The organism is Microcystis sp. LEGE 00066 (assembly GCF_015207925.1).
GTDB lineage: Bacteria > Cyanobacteriota > Cyanobacteriia > Cyanobacteriales > Microcystaceae > Microcystis > Microcystis ichthyoblabe_A.
This window is the reverse complement of sequence record NZ_JADEVX010000358.1, coordinates 1-1,467: the sequence shown is the minus strand read 5'-3', so window position 1 is coordinate 1,467 and position 1,467 is coordinate 1. Positions and strand designations below refer to the sequence as shown.

Here is a 1,467-nt window from a genome sequence, read left to right as displayed (position 1 = left end):
CCACACCCCACACCCCACACCCCACTCCCATCCCTAAGCGCCGCAATTCCGGAGATTATATAAAAAAACACCCAGAACAATCGAGGTGATGGACAATACTAAAGGTTGTGTAGGTCATCAGAAAAGCCCTTTCAGGGTAAAATACTATGAAACTAGCGTCACGAGTCAATCAAGTCACCCCCTCCCTTACCCTAGCTATCGACTCTCTGGCCAAGGAAATGAAGAAAAACGGCGAAGATGTCTGTAGTTTTAGCGCCGGGGAGCCAGATTTCGACACACCCACTCACATCAGAGCTGCCGCGAAAAAGGCCCTCGATGAGGGAAAAACTCGCTACGGACCGGCTGCCGGGGAAGCGGGGTTAAGAAAAGCCATCGCCGAGAAATTGCTGCGGGATAATCAACTAGCATACAATGCCGATAATGTCATCGTCACCAATGGCGGTAAACAGTCTCTCTACAATCTAATCATGGCGTTAATTGAAGCGGGGGACGAAGTAATTATTCCCGCACCCTACTGGTTGAGTTATCCTGAAATGGTGACGTTAGCGGGGGGAACATCGGTTATAGTGAACACTAGCCTAGAGAATCAGTATAAAATCACCCCCGAACAGCTAGAAGCGGCAATTACACCGAAAACTAAATTATTTGTTTTCAATTCTCCCTCTAATCCCACCGGTATTGTCTATACTCCCGAAGAAATCGCAGCTTTAGCAAAAATTGTGGTTGAAAAGGATATTTTAGTGGTTTCTGATGAAATTTACGAGAAAATCCTCTATGATGGCGCGATTCACCGCAGTATCGCTTCTTTAGGTCCGGAAATCTTTCAGCGCAGTATTATTAGTAATGGTTTTGCTAAAGCTTTCTCGATGACGGGGTGGCGCGTCGGTTACATAGCAGGACCGGTGGAAATTGTCAAGGCTATGACTAAGATCCAAGGTCATAGTACCTCTAATGTCTGCACTTTTGCCCAGTACGGTGCGATCGCTGCTTTAGAGAGTCCCCAAGATTGCATCGAGGAAATGGTCAAAGCTTTTAGCGAGCGCCGACAGTATATTTTAGAACGAGTGCGATCGCTCTCTGGACTCAATTGTCCTACTCCCAACGGTGCTTTTTATGTGTTTATCGATATTAGTCAAACTGGTTTAAAATCCCGGGATTTTTGTCAGAAACTCCTAGAAACCCAAAAAGTGGCTGCTATCCCCGGTATTGCTTTCGGTGCTGATGATTGTATTCGTCTTTCCTATGCTACAGACCTAAAGACGATTGAAAAAGGATTCGATCGCATTGATAAGTTTATCGGCACTTTGTAGGATGATTACTTTATCTGTTAGGGTGAATTTTGTTCGCCCTTTTTTTTCGGGTTTTAACAGCCAATTAAGTAAGTGGTTTCAATTAAATTGAAGATAGATTTTGTCTTTGATCCCCCCTGCCCCCCTTGATAAGGGGGGTGCCGATCCCCCCTTAGTC

1 protein-coding gene is annotated in these 1,467 nt (G+C 45.4%); it reads left to right on the top strand.

The features are described 5' to 3' along the window. Positions 1-146 precede the first annotated feature (146 nt). A complete protein-coding gene (locus IQ224_RS23485) occupies positions 147-1,310 on the top strand; it encodes a pyridoxal phosphate-dependent aminotransferase (protein WP_002749739.1) in 1,164 nt (387 codons plus the stop codon). Positions 1,311-1,467: the final 157 nt, after the last annotated feature.